This is a genomic window from Cobetia sp. SIMBA_158 (assembly GCF_046566945.1).
GTDB lineage: Bacteria > Pseudomonadota > Gammaproteobacteria > Pseudomonadales > Halomonadaceae > Cobetia > Cobetia amphilecti.
Window position 1 is genome coordinate 1 of sequence record NZ_JAWJYL010001094.1, and the last position, 236, is coordinate 236.

At 22.9% G+C, this 236-nt stretch carries 1 protein-coding gene; it reads right to left on the minus strand.

Going from position 1 to position 236, the window contains the following annotated elements; all coding sequences use genetic code 11:
* Positions 1 to 236: hypothetical protein (locus tag R2R70_RS23160; protein WP_410979368.1), on the minus strand; the 236-nt coding region annotated here is incomplete at both ends.

A 236-nucleotide genomic window follows, 5' to 3' on the forward strand; every position in this document is an offset into this window, starting at 1 on the left:
TTTGTTAAATATCTTTGTTAAGCTTTTTGCATTATAATTTAAAATTTGGATTTCTTTATTATCAATTCCACAATTTAAAACCTCAGCTAATTGTTTTTTGAAATCTTCATTATAAGCAATTTGACTTTGATTGATATAATAAGATTTGTAAACTAATTGTTTAACCTCATCTGTATTGGATGTAAAGAAAAACCTTCTTAAGTTACCATTTTCATAATATAATAGACTAGCTTTTC